The sequence below is a fragment of the Kocuria massiliensis genome (assembly GCF_900169715.1).
Taxonomy (GTDB): domain Bacteria; phylum Actinomycetota; class Actinomycetes; order Actinomycetales; family Micrococcaceae; genus Rothia; species Rothia massiliensis.
Genome location: NZ_LT835161.1, coordinates 179609 through 198313, shown reverse-complemented (window position 1 = coordinate 198313; position 18705 = coordinate 179609). Strand labels below are relative to the sequence as shown.

The 18705-nt window shown below is 62.5% G+C and carries 14 protein-coding genes; 8 read left to right on the top strand and 6 right to left on the bottom strand.

The window, feature by feature from the left end:
* Positions 1-21 precede the first annotated feature (21 nt).
* Together B9Y51_RS05160 and rarD are read right to left on the bottom strand one after the other, a co-directional pair.
* Positions 22-1245, bottom strand: a complete 1224-nt coding sequence (locus B9Y51_RS05160) for an NRAMP family divalent metal transporter (RefSeq protein WP_048681662.1) — start codon at positions 1243-1245, stop codon at positions 22-24.
* A gap of 243 nt (positions 1246-1488) precedes the next feature.
* Positions 1489-2565, bottom strand: a complete 1077-nt coding sequence (gene rarD, locus B9Y51_RS05155) for an EamA family transporter RarD (RefSeq protein WP_085529038.1) — start codon at positions 2563-2565, stop codon at positions 1489-1491.
* A 301-nt stretch (positions 2566-2866) separates the two neighbouring features.
* On the opposite strand from rarD, the gene B9Y51_RS05150 reads away from it, so the two are divergent.
* From B9Y51_RS05150 to B9Y51_RS05140, 3 genes are read left to right on the top strand one after another with little or no spacing between them, the layout of a single operon-like run.
* Positions 2867-3604 carry a GntR family transcriptional regulator gene (locus tag B9Y51_RS05150; protein ID WP_048681537.1) on the top strand — a complete coding sequence of 246 codons (738 nt, stop codon included), beginning with the start codon at positions 2867-2869 and terminating at the stop codon, positions 3602-3604.
* Between the two features lie 60 nt (positions 3605-3664).
* Entirely contained in the window at positions 3665-4555 is an 891-nt protein-coding gene (iolB, locus tag B9Y51_RS05145; protein ID WP_085529037.1) for a 5-deoxy-glucuronate isomerase, read from the top strand.
* 3 nt (positions 4556-4558) lie between these two features.
* Complete coding sequence (locus tag B9Y51_RS05140) at positions 4559-5323, top strand: sulfite exporter TauE/SafE family protein (RefSeq protein WP_085529036.1); 765 nt, start codon at positions 4559-4561, stop codon at positions 5321-5323.
* Positions 5324-5345: 22 nt separating this feature from the next.
* On the opposite strand, the gene B9Y51_RS05135 is transcribed toward B9Y51_RS05140, so the two are convergent.
* Together B9Y51_RS05135 and guaD are read right to left on the bottom strand one after the other, a co-directional pair.
* Positions 5346-6809: an NCS2 family permease gene (locus B9Y51_RS05135; RefSeq protein ID WP_048681544.1), complete on the bottom strand. Its 1464-nt coding sequence runs from the start codon at positions 6807-6809 to the stop codon at positions 5346-5348.
* Between the two features lie 135 nt (positions 6810-6944).
* Positions 6945-8291, bottom strand: coding sequence for a guanine deaminase (gene guaD / locus B9Y51_RS05130; RefSeq protein WP_202975615.1), 1347 nt, complete (start codon positions 8289-8291; stop codon positions 6945-6947).
* A gap of 615 nt (positions 8292-8906) precedes the next feature.
* Here guaD and B9Y51_RS05125 point away from each other — a divergent pair.
* From B9Y51_RS05125 to xdhC, 3 genes are read left to right on the top strand one after another with little or no spacing between them, the layout of a single operon-like run.
* Positions 8907-10376: a xanthine dehydrogenase small subunit gene (locus tag B9Y51_RS05125; RefSeq protein WP_048681547.1), complete on the top strand. Its 1470-nt coding sequence runs from the start codon at positions 8907-8909 to the stop codon at positions 10374-10376.
* On the top strand, positions 10373-12814 hold the full coding sequence (gene xdhB / locus B9Y51_RS05120) for a xanthine dehydrogenase molybdopterin binding subunit (protein WP_085529035.1): 2442 nt from the start codon (positions 10373-10375) through the stop codon (positions 12812-12814). Before B9Y51_RS05125 ends, xdhB begins: the two co-directional genes overlap by 4 nt.
* A complete protein-coding gene (xdhC, locus tag B9Y51_RS05115; RefSeq protein WP_085529034.1) occupies positions 12814-13602 on the top strand; it encodes a xanthine dehydrogenase accessory protein XdhC in 789 nt (262 codons plus the stop codon). Before xdhB ends, xdhC begins: the two co-directional genes overlap by 1 nt.
* Before the next feature lie 72 nt (positions 13603-13674).
* On the opposite strand, the gene B9Y51_RS05110 is transcribed toward xdhC, so the two are convergent.
* Positions 13675-14889: a Gfo/Idh/MocA family protein gene (locus B9Y51_RS05110; protein WP_085529033.1), complete on the bottom strand. Its 1215-nt coding sequence runs from the start codon at positions 14887-14889 to the stop codon at positions 13675-13677.
* Between the two features lie 110 nt (positions 14890-14999).
* Complete coding sequence (locus tag B9Y51_RS05105) at positions 15000-16118, bottom strand: PLP-dependent cysteine synthase family protein (protein WP_048681555.1); 1119 nt, start codon at positions 16116-16118, stop codon at positions 15000-15002.
* Positions 16119-16518: 400 nt separating this feature from the next.
* Between B9Y51_RS05105 and B9Y51_RS05100 the strand changes: the two genes are divergently transcribed.
* Positions 16519-17370 (top strand): siderophore-interacting protein, encoded by an 852-nt coding sequence (locus tag B9Y51_RS05100; RefSeq protein WP_085529032.1) that lies wholly within the window; start codon positions 16519-16521, stop codon positions 17368-17370.
* Positions 17371-17495: 125 nt separating this feature from the next.
* Entirely contained in the window at positions 17496-18704 is a 1209-nt protein-coding gene (locus B9Y51_RS05095) for a Gfo/Idh/MocA family protein (protein WP_048681563.1), read from the top strand.
* Position 18705: the final 1 nt, after the last annotated feature.

Below are 18705 nucleotides of genomic sequence, written 5' to 3'. Positions count from 1 at the left end.
TCTGGACGTGAGAGCCAGAATTTATCCGTTCCAGAGCTTGGCGAGCCCCTGCACGGCGTTCACGCCGAAGTACAGCGTCAGCAACCACACGAACACACCGGCCACGATCAACCACTTGGGGTACTTGTAGCCCTGCAAGAGGTCTCGTCGGAAGATCGCAACGATCAGGATCACCGTGAAGCCCAACGGCAAGATCAAGCCGTTGATGGTTCCGGCGATGACCAGCAGCGTGGCCGGGGGCTTGCCGAGGCTCATGAACACGAGGCTCGAGAGCACGATCATGACGATGGTCAGCAAGTTGCGGATCCACGTTTTCGTGTGACGGGTGGTCATGAACGACACCGAGGTGTACGCGGCACCGATCACAGAGGAAATCGAGGCGGCCCACAGAATCACGCCGAAGAGGCGCAAACCGATGTCACCCGCCGCGTGCTGGAAAGCCTCCGCCGCCAGGTTCGAGCTGGTCAGCGCCACGCCACCAGCGACGACGCCGAGGATCGCCAGGAACAACAGGTAACGCATCACGCCGGTCACCACGATCGAGGTGATCGACGCTCCGGAAATGGCCTTGACGTCCTCGATCCCGGAAACACCGGCATCGATCATGCGGTGCGCACCGGCGTAGGTGATGTACCCACCCACGGTTCCGCCAATGAGCGTGGTCACCACGACCATGTCCACGTTGTCCGGCAAGACGGTTTGCCGGAAAGCATCCCCCACCGGAGGGCCGGAAATCACGGCCACATATCCGGTAATCAGGATCATCAGGACACCCAAAACCACCACGATCTTGTCCAGGGCCACCCCGGCTTTCTTGGACAAGAACACGAGGATTGCCAACACCGAGGTGATGATTCCGCCCCAGGTCGGGTCCAGCCCCGTCATGGCGCTGATGCCGAGTCCACCACCGGCGACGTTGCCGACGTTAAACACGAAGCCGCCGAAGACCACAAAGATGCCCAAGATGACGCCGATGCCCGGCAGAATCTTATTGCCCAGTTCGCCCGCGCGAAGGCCACTCACACCGATCACGCGCCACACATTCAGCTGCACGGCGATATCCACGATGATCGAGAGGAAGATCGCGAACGCGAAGGCGGCACCCATCTGAACCGTGAATGTCGCGGTCTGGGTGATAAATCCCGGGCCAATGGCCGAGGTGGCCATGAGGAACAGGGCGCCAAGAAGGATCGACCGTTTCGATTCCACCTTGGGTAGCTTCTGCTTGGTGACGACGTCGCCCATGGCGGTCTGGGGACGTGCTGCCTCGGACGAGCCGGTTGCGGCGTCGTCGCTCCACGGGGGCGTGCGATGCGCCCCGGAATTACCGTGCTGTGTCATGTGAGCCTTTCAGGGCGCGAAGTGATCAGGATGAAGATGACGGCGGGTTGACCGCCAGGGATGAAAGAGTACCAGAGAGTTAGTGCCCCAGAGCACATCCCCCCGAAGGGACAACGCCAAGGCCCTCTCGCGCTCCCCGCGTTTGCCCTAGCCAGCCAATTTTCGTGAGGCCCGGAGGGCCATGCGGTAGGAGCGAGCGGCTCGGAGAGCATCGATCACGAGAATCAGGATGGCGATCCACACGATGCCGAATCCAACCCACCGCCCCAGGGACATGTGTTCGCCGAGCAATAGGTAGCCCACGAGGAACTGCATGATGGGGTTGAAGTACTGCACCATTCCCACGTACGAGAGCGGCAGTCGAGAGGCCGCCCCGGCGAAGGTCAGCAACGGAACGAGCGTGATCACACCCGTCCCCACCAAGAGGGCCGTTTTGACCGCTCCGATGTGCCCAAAGGCCAGACCGCCGGCGAAGATCTGCACCAAGCTGAGCACCACACCCGCCGGGACGATCAACCATGCGGTTTCAAAGGTGAGCCCGGTCAGAGAGTCAACACGCCCACCTACATTCTTTTTGACCAGCCCATACAGGGCAAAGGTCCCCGCGATCGCCAGAGAAATCCACGGCACGGAGCCGTACTCGACCGACAGGACCCCGATCGCTACCAGGCTTACACCCACCGCCGCCCACTGGAGCTTGCGGAGTTTTTCGTGGAATACGACGACGCCGAGCACGATGGTTGCGATGGGGTTAATGAAGTAGCCGAGCGAGGCTTCCAGTACGTGCCCGCTGGTTGTCGCGATGATGTAAACCAACCAATTGATCGAGACGATTCCGCCCGCTAGGCCGAGCGTCAAGACGACCCGACGGTTCCGCAACGTCGAGGACACCCGCCCCCAGGTCCGAGTGACGGTCACGAGAATGAGGCACAAGATCAGGGAGAAGACGATGCGCCATCCCAAAATCTCGAAGGCTCCGGTGGGGGTGATGGCCGCGAAATACAGCGGCAGGAAGCCCCAGAGGCCGTAGGAGATAAAAGCGAGGATGAATCCCGTCTTCAGGGACTTCCCCGGGGCGGACCGAGGTAAGGGCTCGTCGGGGGCGATCACCTCAGGTAGGGCACCGGTAATTGCCAAGGGCTCGGGCCCGGACGCCGACTCTGTGGGTTCAGAGCCTTCCGCAGGGTTCCCCTGGGGCGAGGGGAAACCAGGGGTGTTGGTCATGCGACCGTCCTTCCAGTGTGATGAGGTGCCTCGAGGAAACAGGTCGGTCGCGCAGGCTGCCGATGTAGCTACGTGGCGCGAGAGACCGTGCCGAGGTGCGGAGCCCACCTTACCCGCCCGAAGCCCCAAGCGGCACGGAGTTCATCCAGGTCAGACCCCGAACCAAAGGGCCTCAGCACATGCCCTTCAATCTCCCCCGGAACAGACTGGCGGGTAGACCGCCGGTAGGTGACACATGCTACGGTTAACTCCTATTGTCTTTACATAGAGACATTCTCCCGGAACCAACCATGGAGCCACGATGACTGCCCACCTCGACATCACGATCGACCGATCGTCTCCCGTCCCGCTGTACCACCAACTGGTCCACGGAATCGAGACGGCCATCTCCGACGGCCATTTGCCTCCGGGAAGCATGCTCGACAATGAACTCTCCTTGGCGAAGAACTTGCACCTTTCGCGGCCCACCGTTCGCAAGGCGATGGATGAGCTCGTCCGTTCTGGCCTGTTGGTTCGCAAACGCGGCGTCGGCACGCAGGTCGTCGCGTCGGAGGTACGCCGCTCGGTTGGCCTCACCTCGCTCTTTGAAGACCTCAGCCAAGACAAGGAACTGCCTACCACCGAAGTCCTCGATTTCGAAGAGATTCCTGCGCCGGAAGACGTCGCCGAACGCCTCGCCGTCAAGCCGGGCAGCACGGTGTATCACGTCAAAAGGGTGCGGAGCCGCAATGGTGCACCTCTAGCGATCATGGAGAACTGGGTTCCGCAAGAGATTGCGCAGCTGAGCCGCGAAGCTCTGGAACAGCACGGTCTCTACACGATTCTGCGGCAACAGGGCATCAACTTCCGCCTCGCGCAGCAGAAGATTGGCGCCGCGGTGGCCACCAACGAGCAGGCCAAATTGCTCCACACAAGCCCCGGGTCGGCGCTGGTCACGATGTCTCGCACCGCGACCGACGATATCGGGCGGCGCGCGGAAACCGGTCGGCACATGTACCGCGCCGACTCCTATTCCTTCGAGGTCACCCTCTCCGCCTAAACACAGCGAGGGATCTCGACGAACCCGTCCGGAAACACCACCACGAAAGGACAGCGGAACATGACGAACTGGGTTTACCCTGCCGGAAGCGCAAGTGACGGCCCGTGGGATCTCTCCCTCGGAACTTACGACTCATCCCTGACGGTTGACGGCTGGGAGCACACCGGCCTCAAAACCGCGACCCTCTCCGGATCCCCTGTGACACTGGATGCCGCGGCCGAAGAGCGCATCATCATCCCGCTTTCCGGAGACGTGACGGCCGTTGTCGACGGCGAGACGTATGAGCTTTCGGGCCGCGAGTCCGTGTTCGCCGGACCAACGGACGTCCTCTACACCGGCGTTCAACGAGCCGTGGAGATTTCGGGCCAGAAGGGCGTGCGCGTGGCCATCGCCTCCGCGCCCGCGAGCAACGAGTACCCCACGCGCTTGATCACCAAGGACGAGGCCCCGCTCGAATTGCGTGGCGCGGGGAACTGCTCCCGTGAGGTCCGCAATTTCGGCACACCCGCTGCCCTCGAGGCTGACCGGTTCATCGTGTGCGAGGTACTGACGCCCGCCGGCAACTGGTCGTCCTACCCACCGCACAAGCACGACGAGGAAAAGGAAGGTCGCGAGACTCGGCTCGAAGAAATCTACTACTTTGAGACGCGCGTGACCCCCGATGCTCCCGTCGAGGCCACGGACCCCATCGGATACCAGCGCGTGTACGCCTCGGATGAGCGTCCCATCGATGTCAACGCCGAAGTTCGCACGGGCGACGTCGTGCTAGTCCCCTACGGCTGGCACGGGCCCGCGATGGCACCTCCCGGCTACGACATGTACTACCTCAACGTCATGGCCGGCCCCGGCCCCGTACGCAGTTGGCTCATCAGCGACGATCCGCACCACGGGTGGGTACGTCAGCAGTGGGACGCCCAAGAGATCGACGATCGCCTTCCGTTCGGTCGCTAAACCGTGACCTTTTCCGATCTGAGCGTGTTGGCCTGGGCAGGGCTCGCGCTGGCCGCTCTCCTGGTGGGGTTTTCCAAAACGGCCCTGCCCGGCATCAACACCCTCTCGGTGGCGCTCTTCGCCGCGATCCTCCCCGCTAAGTCCTCGACGGGGGCCCTCCTGGTGCTCCTGATGATCGGTGATGCCTTTGCCCTGTGGGCCTACCGCCGGAGTGCGCACTGGCCTACACTCATCCGCATGATCCCTGGGGTTCTCGCGGGCCTGGCGCTGGGTGGTGTGTTCTTGGCGTGGGCGGGCGACGGTACCGTGCGTCGCGTCATCGGCGTCCTGCTGCTCTTCCTGATGGGACTCACCCTGTGGCAACGCGCACGACCCGCCACGACGCCTGGGCCTACGGGCGACGCCGTCGGAAGCTCCTCGTGGCTCGCAACCGCCGGCTACGGCTCCGTGGGAGGTTTTACCACCATGGTGGCCAACGCCGGAGGCCCGGTCATGTCGATGTACTTCCTGGCCGCGCGATTTCCGGTGCACGCCTTTCTGGGAACGGCCGCGTGGTTTTTCGCCATCATGAACCTTCTCAAGTTGCCGGTCTCGATCGGTCTGGGACTGATCAGCACCCACACGTTGCTCCTGGACGTCGTGTTAATCCCGGCCGTCGCGGCTGGAGCCCTCGTGGGCCGGTGGGCGGCCCGACGGATCCGACAGAGCATCTTTGATCTGGCCGTCATCGTGGTCACGATCTTGGGTGCTGTCTACTTGCTTATCTGACGAATCCGCCGTCTGCCGTTGCCTACCCTCCGATGAGGGCCGTGATGCCGCCTCGAGTGAAGTAGAGCAGGAACCCCGCCGACACGACCCACATGAGCCAGTGCACCTGACGGGCCCGGCCGGTCAGCACGTGGATCACGGACCAGGAGATGAATCCGACGCCGATCCCGTTGGCGATGGAATAGGTCAGCGGCATCGAGACGATGGTCAGGAACACGGGGAGGGAAACCCGGAAATCTTTCATCTCGATGTCCTGAATCTGCACGACCATCATGGAACCCACGACGACGAGCGCGGCGGCGCCTGCTTCCATCGGGATCACCTCAATCAGTGGGGTGAAAAACATCGAGACCAGGAACAACACCCCGGTCACGCACGCGGCGAGGCCGGTCCGGGCGCCTTCCGCAACACCCGCCGCGGAGTCGACGAACACGGTATTCGACGAGGCCGAGGCGCCACCGCCGGCGACCGCCCCAAGCCCTTCGACGATGAAGGCTTGACGGATACGCGGGAAGGTTCCGTCCGGACGAGCCAGACCGGCATTTCCCGCCAGACCCGTCATGGTGCCCATCGCGTCAAAGAAGTTGGTGAAGAGCAAGGTAAAGACCAGCATCACTACGGACAAGGCACCGATCCGCTCGATCGAACCGAAAAGGTCGAACGCACCGACCAAACTAAAATCAGGCATGGCCACCACGTGGCTGGGCAATTCAGGGGCGCTGAGATTCCACCCCTGGGGGTCTGGGTTTTTCGGGTCACCCACCGTACCGAGGTGCGCGAAGGCCTGAACAATGATCGAGAGGATGGTCGCGACGATCATGCCGATCAGGATTCCGCCGGGAACTCGCCGCGTCACCAGCACGCCAATCAGCAATAACGCGAAGATGAAGATCACCGTCGGCAATGCGGTGATCGACCCGCCCTGGCCCAGCTGCACCGGCGGCCCATCCGGCGTCCTGGTCACGAAGCCGGAATTCACGAATCCGATGAAAGCGATGAAGAGGCCGATGCCGACGGTGATCGCCGTCTTCAGCTGAGGCGGTACCGCGTGGAAGATCGCGGTGCGAATTCCGGTGGCCCCTAGGACCACGATGATGATGCCGTTGATCATCACCAATCCCATTGCCTCAGGCCAAGTCACGTCTTGGACCACCGAGACGGCGAGGAAGCTGTTCATGCCGAGCCCCGCAGCCAAGGCAAAGGGAAGGCGAGCGACGAGGCCGAAAAGCAGCGTGATTCCGCCGGCCACCAACCCCGTGACGGCGGTGAGCTGCGCGAAATTGAGACTGTTTCCATCGACGTCTTGTGCCGCCCCAAGGATCAGCGGGTTCAGGACCACGATGTACGCCATGGCCACGAACGCCACCAACCCACCTCGCAATTCCTGCTTGATCGTCGAGCCTCGGGAGGTGATCTCGAAAAACCGGTCAATCGCGGATCGACGTTGACCCTGCGTTTCCTGTTCGGTGTGTTGATCGACAGCCATGATGTGCCTCTTTTCCCTGCCATTACGGGGAATGCAATGGAGATCGTTGTGGGGAGTGGCGAATAGGGTCATCCTGAGGCCCTACGGCACACGGGATGAGTAATGGACGTACGGGCTAGGCCCGTCGGGGGATGGTCATCGCGTCTTGGACCCAGCGACGTAGACGCCGTGGATGGTGCGGTCGTCGCCGAGCATCATCGTCGCGAAAAGGAGCTCTGCGGTGGTCTTCGCGTGGGAGGCCCGCATCCGCAGGACGGGGTTGGTTTCGGGATCGAGGATCACCACGTCAGCGTCCTTTCCGGCTTCCAAACTTCCGACGGAATCCTCGATGCCGAGAGCCTCGGCGCTGTCCAACGTCGCGAGCCTCAATGCCTCGAAGGAATCCAGCGGACCTCCCACGGACCGGCTGACTTTGTAGGCCTCGTTGAGCGATACCAACGGTGACAGGCTTGTTCCCGCCCCGACGTCGGACCCCAACCCGATCTTGAGGCCCGCGATCTGGGCGTTCTTCTTGAGAGTAAATAGTCCCGACCCCAAGAAAAGATTGGACGTGGGGCAATGGGCCAGAGAGGCTTGGCCGGACCCCAACCGGCTCAACTCGCTGTCCGAGACGTGCGTCGCGTGCCCGAAGACCGCACGCTTGCGCACCAGACCGAACCGTTCGTACACGGCCGTGTAGTCGGCCTCCTCTGGGAAGAGCTCCGAAACCCACGCGCACTCGGCGGGATTCTCCGAGAGATGAGTCTGAATCACCGCTTCCGGGTGCTCCTGAGCCAGCTGGCCCAAGAGTTCGAGCTGGCGCACGGAGGACGTGGGAGCAAAGCGTGGCGTGATCGCATACTCAAGGCGGCCGACGCCGTGCCACTCCTCGAGCAATTCTCGGCTCTGTTCGTAGGCCAGCTCGGGCGTGTCCAGCAGATGCTCCGGGGCGTGGCGGTCCATGCACACCTTGCCGGTCATGATCCTCAGGTTCTTCGATTTGGCCGAGCGGAAGAGAGCCCGCACCGACTCCGGGTGCACCGTGGCATAGACGCAGGCCGAGGTCACCCCGTGAGCGATCATCTGCGTCGTGAAGAAGTCGGCCATCTCGGCGCAGTGCCCGGCGTCGGCGAATTCGGACTCAGCCGGAAAAGTGAAGTTGTCGAGCCACTCCAGTAATTGCAATCCCGGCGAGGCGATCATGGCCATTTGCGAGTAGTGCGCGTGACAGTCGATGAACCCGGGGATGATCAGCCGGTCGCCGTAGGATTCGACGGACGCTTCGGGGTAGTCGTCGATCATGGTGCGAGCTTCCCCCACGTCGAGGATCCGACCATCGCAGACCACCACGGCTCCTCGTTCGAGGTCCAATGTTTCCCGGTCCGCCCCGCTGAGCGGGGACACCACATGACCCGTGATGATCTTGGTCGTCGTGGTGACGGACTGTGAAACGTTCTGCCGACGTCTTTCCAGAGTCGTGAACATCGTTGGTTCTCCATTCATCGGGCGTCGTCTCCTTAAGGCCGGCGCGGGCGCTCCTGCACAACGAAAGAGTCACGATGGCTGCAGTCTTCACGGAGTCATCCGAGACGCGCTCCTCGCGTCCTTCTCGTACGTAGCCGATGCGGGAGATTATTTCGCCATGCGGTAATTATCATCCGCATCGTGGACCCCAGTGTAACCTGGTCCACTTGAAATTTGACAAGGGGCTCGGGAAATTTCCTCCCTCACTCGAGGTTGAATCCGTGATCCACACACCCTGAGGCCCAGGTTTTGGCGACGAGTGACGCCAGACACCTCAAGGGTTAAAGTACTGAATAACCTGGCTTTCCCACCGAATGCGAACTGGCTCATATCCGCCTTTCAGGTGCCGCAAAACTGCACGTCAAGGGGTCAGAGGCGTGAATTAACGCCGAAAATACACCGGGTTTTCACGATGTGGAGTTTTAATTCCACCATTGGTGTTACGCTGATCTCACATAAATTTTGGAAGGATTTACTCGGCACACCTCAGCGTGTGATGGAGCACCTCCGACGAGAAAAGGCGATGTCTTCGCGAGTCCTTCCTGGGCATCGCCTCCTCGGGTTATTCACGAACGCTCAATCAAGGAGGACGTGATGGTGTCATTTCGCATCACCGTCAACGGCCAAACACGCGAGGAGACAGCTCCTCCCGTTCGACTCAATCTCTTGGACTGGCTCCGCGAGAACGGTCTGACCGGCGCCAAAGAAGGGTGCGCCGAAGGCGAGTGCGGGGCGTGCGCGGTCATGGTGGCTCGACCCGATCCCGACGGCACCTCGCGCTGGACCTCGGTCAACGCGTGCCTCATTCCCGCCGTCGCCTGCAACGGTCAAGAGATCGTGACGTCCGAGGGCCTCGGCACCGGCCCCGGCCCGGGATCCTTCGAAGACCTCCACCCGGTACAGCAGGAAATGGCGTACAGGGGTGGCTCCCAGTGCGGCTTTTGCACTCCAGGCTTCATCTGCTCCATGGCCGCCGAGTACTACCGGCCCGAGCGCAAGGCCGTACCCTCTGCTCGGGATACCGAAGAAGAAGGTGCCAACGGTTTTGATCTCCACGCACTCAGTGGAAATCTCTGTCGGTGCACCGGGTACCGACCCATCAAAGACGCGGCCTATGCGTTAGGCGCTCCCGACACCGAAGACCCCCTCTTCCAACGTCAGTCCACGTCGGCACCACGGCCCGCACCCACCGAAGTCACAGCCGAGGCCTCGACGTTCGTTCGACCCGCTGATCTTGCCGAACTCTCTGAACGCCTCGAGGCACACCCGGACGCCGTCCTCCTCGCCGGCGCAACCGACGTCGGCGTCGAAACCAACATTCGACACACGCGCCCCGAGACCGTTTTCGCGATCGATCACCTGGAAGAGTTGCGGACCTTCCGCCTCGAGGAGGACTACGCCGAGCTGGGTGCCGCCATCACCCTCTCCGAACTGGAGCGCCGTTTGGACGGCCGGATCCCTCTCTTGGCGCAGCTCTTCCCGCAATTCGCCTCGCGACTGATCCGGAATAGCGCGACGTTGGGTGGCAACTTGGGCACGGGTTCTCCCATCGGAGATTCTGCTCCGGTGCTTCTGGCCCTGGACGCTTCCCTCGTCCTTCATTCCACCGCGGGCGAGCGCACGGTTCCCCTGTCCGAATACTTCACGGGATACCGGAAGACCGTTCGGCAACCGGGGGAATTGATTCGCGCCGTCCGCATCCCGTTGCCCTTGGCCCAGACGACGGCGTTCTACAAAGTGGCCAAGCGCCGCTTCGACGACATCTCTTCGGTGTCCACGGCGTTCGCCTTGCAGCTCGACGACGGTCGGGTCAGCTCGATCCGGATCGGCATGGGCGGCGTCGCCGCAACACCGATTCGTGCTCTCGCCGCCGAGGAAGCCCTTCTCGGCCAGCCGTGGACGGAAGAAACGGCCCGCACGGCGTCGGCCGCCATGACCGCGGAAAGCACGCCGATGGACGATCATCGAGCCAGCTCGCGATACCGATCGGCGATGCTCGAGCAGTCCATGATGCGCTTTTTCGCCCAATACCGTCCCTCCGAATTATCAGGAGTGATCTCATGACCATCGTTCACGAACCCGCACATCCCGTTCCGGCCGGAGTCGGCACCCGAGTTGCCCACGAGTCGGCCGCCCTGCACGTCACGGGGGAAGCCCTGTACACGCATGACCTCGCGACCCGCGATCCTTCGTGCCTACATGCATGGCCCGTACAGTCCCCTCACGCGCACGCCCGCATCACGGACCTCCGCATCGACGCGGCTCGGGCCACGCCCGGAGTCGTGGACGTCCTGACTGCCGAGGCCGTCCCCGGGCTCAACGACGCAGGCGTCAAGCACGATGAGCCGCTCTTTCCTTCCGAAGCCATGTACTTCGGACACGCGGTGTGCTGGGTGATCGGCGAGACCGCCGAGGCCGCCCGGATCGGGGCCGAGGCCGTCGAGGTGGATTACGAGCCTCTCCCGTCGATCGTCACCGTGCCCGAGGCCATCGAAGCCCAGAGTTTCCAGGGGCCACAGCACCTCATGGAACGTGGTGATTCCGCGGCCGGTTTGAAGGATTCCGCTCATCGTTTCAAGGGCACCTTCGAATTCGGTGGACAGGAACATTTCTACCTGGAAACCCACGCCTCTTACGCCCGAGTCGACGAGGGTGGCCAGGTCATGGTCAATTCCTCGACCCAGCACCCCACCGAAACGCAGGAGATCGTCGCTCACGTCTTGGGCCTCTCCAGTCACGACGTCACGGTCCAATCCCTGCGTATGGGTGGTGCCTTCGGAGGCAAGGAGATGCAGCCGCACGGTTTGGCGGCCGTTGCCGCGCTTGCCGCCGTGCGCACCGGGCGTCCCGTGAGCCTGCGTCTGACCCGAACGCAAGACATCACGATGACCGGCAAGCGACACCCCTTCCACGCCGAGTGGGAGGTCGGATTTGATGAATCCGGCAAGTTTACGGCCCTGGAGGCCACCCTGACCTCCGACGCCGGGTGGTCCTTGGACCTCTCGGAACCGGTGCTGTCGCGAGCCATGTGCCACATCGACAACGCCTACATGATTCCCAACGTCAAGGTCCACGGCCGCATGGCGCAGACCAACAAGACGTCGCAAACCGCATTCCGTGGATTCGGTGGGCCGCAGGGCATGCTGGTGCTGGAAAATATCCTGGGACGCTGCGCTCCCTTGCTCGGCATCGAGGCCGGTGAGTTGCGGCGTCGGAATTTCTACCAGCCGGGCGACACCACCCCCTATGGGCAACCGGTGCGTCACGCCGAAGGGATGCCGGACATCTGGTCCACGCTGATGGAACGTGCGGAGGTCGTGCGTCGTCGCGCCGAGATCGCGGAATTCAACGCCGGTCACACGGACGTAAAACGGTCCCTGGCGATGACCCCGGTCAAATTCGGCATTTCCTTTAACTTCGCGGCCTTTAACCAGGCCGGTGCCCTGGTGCACATCTATAAGGACGGCTCGATCCTCATCAATCACGGCGGCACCGAGATGGGCCAGGGCCTGCACACCAAAATGCGGCAGGTGGCTGCGACGACCCTCGGAGTGCGGCTCGACCGCGTAAGGCTCGCTCCCACCAGAACCGATAAGGTTCCGAATACTTCGGCCACGGCCGCGAGCTCCGGAGCGGATCTCAATGGTGGTGCGGTCAAGAATGCCTGCGAGCAGATCCGCGAACGTCTGGCTCAAGTTGCGGCCGGGAAGTTCGGCGCGAATCCGCACGATATTCGCTTCGAGGACGACGGGGTCGCCGCTTTGGGCCACGAACAGATCCCCTTCGAGCAGGTCGTTTCCGACGCGTACATGCAACGAGTGCAGCTCTTTGCCGCAGGTTACTACCGCACTGAAGGCATCCATTGGGACTCCGCGTCGATGCACGGCTCCCCGTTCAAATACTTTGCGTACGGGGCCGCCGCGACCGAAGTCGAGGTCGAAGCGTACACGGGGGCTTACCGCGTGCTGCGCACCGATATCGTGCACGACGTCGGTGACTCGCTCTCCCCGCTCGTGGACGTGGGCCAAATTGAAGGTGGATTCGTCCAAGGCACCGGTTGGTTGACCTTGGAGGAGCTCCGGTGGGACACGTCCGACGGCGAACGACGCGGCCGGCTCGCGACCCAAGCGGCCAGTACCTACAAGCTGCCGAGTTTCTCCGAGCTTCCTGCCGAATTCAACGTGCACCTCTACGAGCGAGCCACCGAAACCGGCGTCGTCTACGGTTCCAAGGCCGTGGGCGAACCGCCGCTGATGTTGGCCATGAGCGTTCGTGAGGCGTTACGCACCGCCGTCGAGGCCTTTGGTCCGGAAGGTACAGAGGTGGACCTCGGTTGCCCGTCGACCCCCGAGGCCGTGTTCTGGGCGATCCAGGAGGCGTCGAAGGCGGAGGTCGTGGACGAACCCGCGGTTGACGCCAAGGATTCCGCCCCGGCGCAGACCTCGAGGGCCGACACCGTCGGATCAGGGGAACCCCAGGAACGCGAAGTCGAGTCCGTGTGATGCAGTGGTTGACCGGGCTCCAACGGCTCCGGGAGGAAGGGTCGGCCGGGGTTCTCGTGACCCTGATTGAAACCCGAGGGCATTCCCCACGGAGGGCGGGCGCCAAGATGCTCGTGTCCCGCGACCGCGCCTGGGACACCGTCGGCGGTGGGAATTTGGAAGCAACGCTGACGGACCTGGCCCGGCGCATGCTCGAGGAAGGTTCTGTGGTCCCCGTGACCGAGGAAATGTCCCTCAACGAACATGCGGTAACGCGCTACGGCCAACAGTGTTGCGGGGGTCGGGTGACGGCGTTGTTGGAACCTGTGGCCGCTCCACCGGTGGTGGCCGTCTTTGGAGCTGGGCACGTGGGTTGGGAAATCATCCGGGCGCTGGGTCGGCTTCCGCTAACCCTCCACCTCGTGGACAGCCGGCAAGACGCCGTGGACGAGGCTGACTCCCTGAGCGACGTCTCGTCTCTCCAGGTCCACCATGCCCCAGCCCCTGAGACAGCTCTGAACGAGCTACCGGCGGGAAGCCACGTGCTCATCATGTCCCACGATCACTCTGAGGACCTCATCCTGTGCGATGCGGCCTTGCGTCGAGGCGACCTTGGAAGCATCGGTCTGATTGGGTCCGCGGCCAAATGGGCTCGATTCCGCAAAAAGTTACGGGAATTAGGGCACGCGGACGCCGAGGTCGACAGCATCACCTGCCCGATCGGGATGCCCGAAATTACGGGAAAATCACCGGCCGTCATCGCGGTCAGCGTCACGGCGGCACTGACCCAGGCCCTCGAGCTCGCATGAGATTGGGCGCTCGAGGCCTGGCGAGTACCGGACGGCGACGTTCGGCGGCGGCGCTGAGGCAGGTAGGGGCGGCTAGGAGCCTACGGCCTGTTGGGCACTGGTGCCTTCGACCGGCTCCACCCGCTCCCAACGGCCACTCTCGGCGGAGGCTTCCGCGGCGCTGACCACACGGTTGGCGGCCAGCCCGTCCTTAATGTCCGCGTGTTGAGAGTCTTGCCCCAAGTAGGCCAACAGGAATTTTTTGGCCTCGATGGTCTTGAGGTCGTCGTAGCCCATGGGCGTTCCGGCGCCTGGTTGGAACACCGAGAAGTCACCAAAATCGGGTCCGGCCATGATGGTCGTATACCCCACGTGAGGCGCGGAATTCAGGGCCAGCTGCAATTCATTCATGCGCTCGAAGTCCCACCGGAGCGATCCTTGAGTTCCGTAGACCTCGAGGCCGTATTCGGCACGCGGCCCGTTGGCCACGCGAGAAGCCTCAAGCGTTCCGATGGCCGGGGACGCGCCGTCGTTCGACGGATAGCGGACCAGCATCGAGGCGTAATCCTCGTTTTCGACGGGCTTCATCTCGCCGTTCTCGACCACGGCAAAATGCGTGCCGCTGCCCATCGGCATCTCGGGCCGCTCGGCATATACCGTCGAGGTCGCCGCCGTCACCTCGGAGATCGGGCCGACGACGTAGTGCGTCAGATCAATCAGGTGGCCCATGAGGTCACCGAGCACGCCGGAGCCGGCCAATTCGCGGCGGAAGCGCCACGAGAGCGCCCCGCGCGGATCGGCGGAATAGTCGGCAAAGAATGCGCCACGCACGTTGGTGATTCGCCCGAGCTTGCCCTCTGCGACGAGCTGTCTCGCGTATTCGATGGCCGGGGTATTCCGGTAGTTGAACCCGACGGCGCTGACCACGCCGGCCTTCTCGGCGGCGTCGGCAATGGTTTGGGTTTCATCCGCCGAACGCCCCGCCGGCTTCTCCAACCAGAAGGCCTTGCCGGCCTCGGCCACGTCCCGGGCAATCTGGGCGTGCAGGAAGTTCGGCGCACAGATGGAGACGACCTCGATCTCGGGATCGGCGAGAACGTCGTGATAATCCGTGGTCCCGCGCTCGAATCCCAAGACGTCGACGGCGTACTGAGCGCGATCAGGCGCCGTATCGGCAGCCATCACGAGGCGAGGGCGGATGCCAAGTTCCGGGTAAAACACCGGGAGATTCGCATAGGCACGAGAATGGACCTTGCCCATCCATCCGACACTGATGAGACCGACTCCGACAACTCGCTGATCCGCCACGTTTTCTCCTCTGCGAGACAATGAGACCGCCACCACGGAGCGGTCCAGACGTCATCACCCTATGAGTCGCCTTGTTTTAATGTCAAGACAAATGAGCTGGTGGGGAACCTTTAGAACCGCCCCGTCGTCATGAACTCCTCGAGCCGCTGGCTGTACCCTTCGACGTCGAAACCCGATTCGCTTAGCCACTCAGAGCAGTAGTACTTGTCCAGATAACGGTCGCCGGAATCGCACATCAGGGTGACAACGCTGCCTTGCTCACCTGCCGCCACCATTTCCGAGACGATTTTGAGGGCCGCCCAGAGGCCGGTTCCCGTGGAACCACCGGCTTTGCGCCCGGTGAGCTGTTCGAGCAGACGAATCGCGGCGATGCTCGCGGCGTCGGGAACATGCATCATCCGATCGATGCTCGCTGGCATGAAGCTGGCCTCCATCCGCTGCCGGCCGATGCCCTCAATCCTCGAACCGGTGTCCGTGGTGGCCTCGGGATTCTCGTCTCGCCAACCGGCGAAGAACGCCGAATGGTCCGGATCCGCGACACAGATACCCGTGGCCCGACCCGTGTACCGAACGTAGCGAGCCAGGGTGGCCGACGTTCCGCCCGTTCCGGCAGTCGCGACGATCCACCGGGGTTCGGGATGTTCCTCCAATTCGAGTTGCTGGAAGATCGATTCGGCAATGTTGTTATTGCCACGCCAATCGGTGGCCCGCTCGGCATATGTGAACTGGTCCATGTAGTGGCCGTCCGACTCCTTCGCGAGCTGTGCCGCCACCGCGTAAACCTGATCGGGGCTGTCCACAAAGTGGCACTTTCCGCCGTAGGACTCGATGAGTTCCACCTTGCGGGCACTCGTGGTTTTCGACATCACCGCAATAAACGGGACGCCAATGAGGCGGGAGAAGTAAGCCTCAGAGACGGCGGTGGAACCGCTGGAAGCCTCAACCACGGGCTTTCCCGGGCGAATCCATCCATTGCATAGCGCGTGGAGGAAGAGCGAGCGGGCCAAGCGATGCTTCAACGACCCCGTGGGATGGCTGGACTCGTCCTTGAGGTAGAGGTCCACGCCCCAGGCCTTGGGAAGGGGAACCTGAACAATGTGAGTGTCGGCCGAACGTTGCGCATCGGCCTTAACGGCCTTGATCGCATCGGCTAACCATCGACGAGCCTGGGCGTCGTATCGGTTGATATCTTCTTCGACGGGGAGCACTCCAGCCATTGGGGTAGTCATTTCGGCCTTCTCTCAGCTTGTCGGGATTTTATGGTCGCGGTGGGGGCCTTCCCCCATCCCACGGGAAGCGGACATCTTTGGTCATTCTCGCCAGAGGCCACAGTTTCCGCAGACCAGCGGTTCATTTCAAGTCTTGACAGAAGCCTGGCATATTTTCCCGGCGATATCCTGTGAACCGCCGAGGTCGTCAATGAGCCACCAGGAATCGTGAACCGCGCGGAGCGATGCCCCCTGGTTTGCCCATCGTATGGCAACCCTCGCGGCCTCACGCGACGCGTCTCACGCCCAGAGCCTGGCGTCTCGCCACAACGACGTTGGGCCGACTTTTCACGGTGGAAGGTCACCGAGCCGGAGGGTTATCGTGAGGTCAGACTTACCAAACCACGCCCAGGAGAGCCGCATGACTGACGCACAGACGAACGAACCCCGCGTGGCTCCGGCCCGGAAGCCCGCCAAACCCCAAACACTGCTCGAGGTGATCGAACGTCGCCAGCTGACTCCCCATATGGTTCGCTTGACCCTCGGCGGCAAGGGCTTCGAATCGTTCCAGGACAACGGCATGACGGACCAATACGTCAAACTCGTCTTCGCCAAACCCGAGCTGAATCTCGTGGCGCCCTTTGACATGCGGGAGCTCAAGCGCACCCTCCCCCCGGAGGACGTCCCCGTGACCCGCACGTACACGGTGCGCTCGGTGAATCGCGAGGCCAAGACTCTGACCATCGACTTCGTGACACACGGGACCTCGGGCCTGGCCGCCCCCTGGGCCGCTCAGGCCTCCCCCGGAGACACATTGCTTCTCATGGGGCCCGGCGGCAAATACCGACCCAACGACGACGCCGAATGGCACCTCTTTGCCGGAGACGCCTCCGCGTTACCCGCCATCTCAGCTTCCATCGAAGCACTCCCGGAGGATGCACGCGGCCTGGCCGTGATCACCTTGGAACACGAAGAAGACCAGCAAGAGATCCGCACGCCGCACGGCGTCGAGATCGATTGGGTGATTCAGCCGGGAGTTGGCGGAGACCCCAACGCCCTAGCGGCGGCCCTTGGACGCCACGCCTGGCCGGACGGCACCATCAGCGTCTTTGCCCACGGTGAGCGGGAAGCCATCAAACAGGTGCGTCGCCTTCTCAAGGAGCGCAACATCCCCAAGGAAAATATTTCCATCTCAGGCTATTGGGCCTTCGGCCGCACCGAGGATAAGTTCCAGGCCGAAAAACGAGAACCGATCGGCGCCATCGAAGACTAGGTCGGAGACGGCAACCACCGCCCACCAGATTTAGCCAAAATTTATGGGGCGCAAAGCCTTGACCTTGTGATCTGCAACTCAGAATAATTGTCCTGACATACGGTCAATACGTCCAAGGAGAAATTATGGCTGAGCAGACGCTCTCCGTTGCGGTCATCGGTGCAGGCATGGCGGGACGGTCCCACGCCTATGGATATCGACAGGCGGGTTCCGTCTTCGACTCGGAGTTCCCCTCCGTACGCCTCGCGGCCGTTGCGGACATGAACCAAGAACTTGGCCGGGACACTGCTCGACGGTACGGCTTCGAGAAGGTCTATGGAGATTGGACCGAGGTCGCTGAAGATCCCGAGATCGATGCGGTCAGCATCGTCGTCGGCAACGCGTTGCACCTGCCCATCGCCCGAGGCCTTTTAGAGGCCGGCAAGCACGTCCTGTGCGAAAAGCCCTTGGCCGGGACCTTGGAAGATGCCCAGGCGATGGTCCAGCTCGAGAAAGAATACGGGCAGAAGACCGACCGCTACGGTCGACCGCTCATCACCTCCGTGGGCTACACCGTCCGCCGTATGCCGGCGATTAACGCGATCAAGGAAAAGATCACCTCCGGCGAGTTCGGGCCAGTCACAAACTTCCTCTCGACATACCTCTGCGACTATTCATGCGACGAGAATGCTCCCATGTCCTGGCGATACAAGGGCGGGCCCGGTTCGGGGGCGCTGGGCGATCTCGGCTCGCACGTCATCGACACCGGCGAGTACCTCAACGGTCCCGTCACCGCGGTTCGCGGAGCCGTCATGGACACCATCTACAAGGAACGTCACCTTCCGCTGGGCGCCGTGGTCGGCCACGGTCACGTCGAAGTTTCCGACGAGGTCGAGCCGGTGGAAAACGAAGACTTCCTCACCTTCACCTGCACCTTCGCCAACGGCGCCGTCGGAACCTACACGATCTCTCGCGTCGCCTTTGGAACCCCGAATTCGCAGACCTACCACGTGGTGGGTCCCCGAGCTCAAGCGTCCTTCGACATCACCAAGCCCGCCGAGTTCATGTACGACGACGCTCAGGCATCCGCCGAAACCCGAGGCCAGCGCCGAGTTCTCATCAATTCCGAAACCCCTCTCTACGCGAACTCTTGCGCCATGGACGCACCCGGAGTGGGTTGGAATTACAACGATAACTTCGCGATTCAGGCCCGTGCGTTCCTCGAACAGGTCGCTGGTATCGAAAGCTCCCTGGCCCCATGCGGATCGTTCGCAGAGGGGCTCCACACCCTTGAGATCATTCAGGCGATCGCCGAGTCGGCGAATCAGGGTGGTCGGGAAGTCTCGGTGGGTTGAG